Origin of the sequence: Shewanella sp. GutDb-MelDb (assembly GCF_002836075.1) — a bacterium.
Taxonomy (GTDB): Bacteria; Pseudomonadota; Gammaproteobacteria; order Enterobacterales; family Shewanellaceae; genus Shewanella.
On the sequence record NZ_PJBM01000033.1, the window covers coordinates 1 to 3,611 of the forward strand.

General features: G+C 38.6%; 4 protein-coding genes. All 4 read right to left on the reverse strand.

Annotation, left to right across the window (positions count from 1 at the left end):
• Nucleotides 1-575: 575 nt before the first annotated feature.
• Entirely contained in the window at nucleotides 576-902 is a 327-nt protein-coding gene (locus CXF82_RS00830; protein WP_102043507.1) for a hypothetical protein, read from the reverse strand.
• Nucleotides 903-904: 2 nt separating this feature from the next.
• Complete coding sequence (locus CXF82_RS22735) at nucleotides 905-1,528, reverse strand: nucleotidyltransferase domain-containing protein (RefSeq protein WP_102043508.1); 624 nt, start codon at nucleotides 1,526-1,528, stop codon at nucleotides 905-907.
• Between the two features lie 2 nt (nucleotides 1,529-1,530).
• Nucleotides 1,531-2,340, reverse strand: coding sequence for a pentapeptide repeat-containing protein (locus CXF82_RS00840; RefSeq protein WP_102043509.1), 810 nt, complete (start codon nucleotides 2,338-2,340; stop codon nucleotides 1,531-1,533).
• A gap of 795 nt (nucleotides 2,341-3,135) precedes the next feature.
• Nucleotides 3,136-3,501, reverse strand: coding sequence for a hypothetical protein (locus CXF82_RS00845; protein ID WP_102043510.1), 366 nt, complete (start codon nucleotides 3,499-3,501; stop codon nucleotides 3,136-3,138).
• Nucleotides 3,502-3,611 lie beyond the last annotated feature (110 nt).

The following is a 3,611-nucleotide window of genomic DNA, read 5'->3' on the forward strand; positions in this document are numbered from 1 at the left end:
TACTACTTATGCATTTGATACGGTTAGCTTTCCGAGTATGGCTTTTTATGAAGATGGGTCTTCTGTTAAAGTAGAAACTGTAAAATTATCAATAATAGAGACTAACCTAAATAAGCGACTTATTACTGGTGCTGAAACTATGCTACTTGGGGAATGTGGTTACTTCTATAAGTAAGTGCTGCATATTAAGCTATATTGATACATTTAAATTGATAACGGTATAAACATCAGTATGCGAGAACTGTATGCAGGAAAAAGATAACACAAGAACCCCGACTGACTCATTATATCTTTGGGAGTGTTAACTTATTTCTGGACAGAAATGAGGTAGGTGATTTGCTCTAACACGGATGGTTCAGATTAGAAAAAGTATCTTCGTTTATTCAAAACCGCTAATTCACTCCGACCAATTCATCCTTAAACGAGTTAGATCAAACGTTTTTTAAAATCCATGACGTATTGTGTGTTCAGTAACGCCATGTTGAAGCGTAAATACTGCAATACCCATATCTCAGCATTGCGCATTCCCCCCCGGACTCAACGCATAGTATAAACGCCACACGTCCGAATCTTTCTTAATCGCTTTGTTCGCTAGCATAGTTTTTATTCAGTTCGCTCATTTCCCTATTTATGCTCTTTAGAAGCCTTGTTACTTCTTTTGACAACAATTGATAATCATCTGTTATTTGCCCTTGACTTTTATTAGCTAAGAAAAATAATTTTTTCGATGCCTGATATATCAAATCAACATGAATATCTGCAGGATTAATGGTATTTACAGAAACCCATCTGTTGATAGACTTTTCGGTTAAACTAAACAATGGCTCATTATAAAGATTGAAACTATTTACAATTTTTACAGCTTCACGCTGAGACTCTATTCTGTTTCTAAACTCACTCATGATTATGATCTTTTTATATTTATCAGAGACTTCATCCAGAGGTCTATTTCTGGAATGCTATTGATTGCGATGCTTATCTGTACATCAGTAAGGTTTGGACCTACTCCTCTTGTAGAGAGTATCCTCGCGGCCTCGAGAATACGGTATTGTTGATCTTGAATGGAAATACTGAACTCATCTAAGTTTAAGCTAGAGTGCCTTGAAAAATCGGGATACTCTAATTTTGCTAGCGAGTAACATGTAGAGAAATTTCTAATTGCTAAAAATATGGTAGAAAGATCAAATACCTGTGACAATGAAGATTCTTGTAAGGAGTTGCATGCGGAATGGAATATTTCGTAAAACTTCTTACAGTCAGCGTCGCCGTTGGTATACTTATTAGGACAGCCCAAATCTTGTAAGTAGTTGGATCCTTCCTTAGAAAAAACCAACTTCGATTCTAGATGTAAGTGCCACGCAAAAGGATTACCTTGTTCCCATAACTCTTTTATACGTTCGTACGAATATATTGAATAATCTGAAGGGTTAATATTATTCGATTGCTCACTGATTATAGCTAGCATGTCGATATCTGAGCCAAGATCAATTTCGCCTCTACACACGGATCCGAAAGCATAAATGTGCAAAATTATCTCCTGTTAAATCTCTTAATGATAATAGACATAAAGAAGCCGAACATGATCAGCCTAGTAGCAAATACTAAAGCCAAGAAAGAGCCAGGATAGTTTTCTGAATCATTTACTCCAAACAGAATTTGCGGTGATTTTACAAATGAAAGCAAATAGTTGCTGACTAAGTTTGCGTCACCAAACTTAAAAACATCATATAGCGTAATCATACATAACACTAAAAATACTGCTCGAAATAGCTTGTAAGCACTTTCGCCATTGCCCCATATGAAATCAAGAAACTTAAATTCCACCCATTCAGTGAACAATGTAATCCTAGCTAACCCTTTATACTTCTTTCTGTAGTAAGGTTCTTTTGAGGCCCATGCCTTGTATAAATGGTCTTCTGTTGCTTTTAATTCTATGCTTATCGCCTTATTCGCAGCTTTTGCATCACCAAGTTGCTGATAATTGGTCCTTAAAGATCTTGCAAACTTAAGTTTAAGATTTTCCGTTCTTGGACAGCTTGTGAGCAAAATATCTGTATCTACTTGGGTTTTTTCAAACGTCGCATAATCAAATGAGCATCCACTGAACGCCGAGCCAAGTAAGTTACTATTGAGGAATCTGCAACCCGTAAAATCACAAGACTCAAATTTACAGTTTCTCAAGTATGCAGCATCAAAAATGCAGTATTTAAAATCAACATTTCGAAACACGACATCTTTCGCAACAAGTCGAGTAAATAACTTGTTCACATAGCTTTCTCCGCTCTCCTCGTCTGTAAATTTTTTGTCGGTAAGAGTCTCTCTTTGGCTGTCTTCTAGCATATTACTTTAACTCTCATACAAAGGTGCGCCCCGTGATGTCTAATGCCGCATTAAGGGATAAACAACGCCCAGCATGGGCATGATCTAATGAGGTGAAAATCCTCTGTAGGAAGGTCACCATTAAATAACGTGCTGTTATTAAACGTTAACTACTAGCGAATGGCAAGGGCTTATCCGCGAGGATTGGTCCAGAGGAGGCCGCTAGCACTTATTGTTGCAAAGAGTGCGAGCTAATGAACAAGAACATCATATGAGGCGTAGGCTAGAGGTGAGTTGGCACAAGACGACGAAACCACGTGATCTAATGGCCACCGTAAATGATGCAACTGTGCAAAGAAAGTTCATGTTCCTGCTTACCAATAAAGAGTGGGAAGATCTGCTTAACACGCGATCGGTCATTAACCAGTAAGGCTCTGGTTTATAAGTGCCTTGGCTTTTCAATTTCATCGACTGAAAAGAGCGAACCAGATGGAAACCGATAGCGCATCCCGAGGTAATTTGATATGTGATTAAGCAGAAGTCAGCAGACGGCATAGTGCCCAACGCTCATCGTAATGGTTGGGATATGGTGAAGGCCTAAACTTGAGGACCTGTGAGGAGTCTGTGCAACTCAATATTCCATGCCCGACCGGGATTAAGGGGTATTGGCGTTGAGAATATAGCAACCAGCACTGGAGTAAGTCGGAGCTAATCGGCCAATTTATTCTAAACATCTTTGGGAACCGCCCTGTGCGGAGCCGCATGCAGGGTGGTGTGGGTGCTGGAGGCTAGACACCTCCGGCTACCCGCTTAGGTTTATCTCAACCGCCAGTTTGAATTCATTATTTTATAGTCATATAAATTTTGACCATTTTTAAGCGGAATTTCACGAAGTTGATTCAATGGAGCGTTTGAGTCAATATGTCGAATAAACTCTGGGGCAAGTTCAATTTTATAATTATCATTATTTGTTAACTTAATTCTTCTTTCATCATGGTCAGCCAAGGAGATTGTAAAATTAGTCGTTGCAGTTGAGTAGCCGTCATAAAGCTCCGCTACCCCTCCTGCAAAGTCAGATAGGCGAGTAGGAATATCATTGCGAGATATCTCTAAGCGCAAGTTAACTTGTGTATCTAGTCCTATAGTTTCAGACTTTACGGTGTGCAAAATATATTTTTTCAAAATCCTACCTTAATTAAAATTGATTATGTAACAGAGCAAAGCTTAACTAACTGTTTTAGTCGTGTTTAAGTTCCTTGCTAGGCGAAATGCTGTAACCCATACTTTTTACT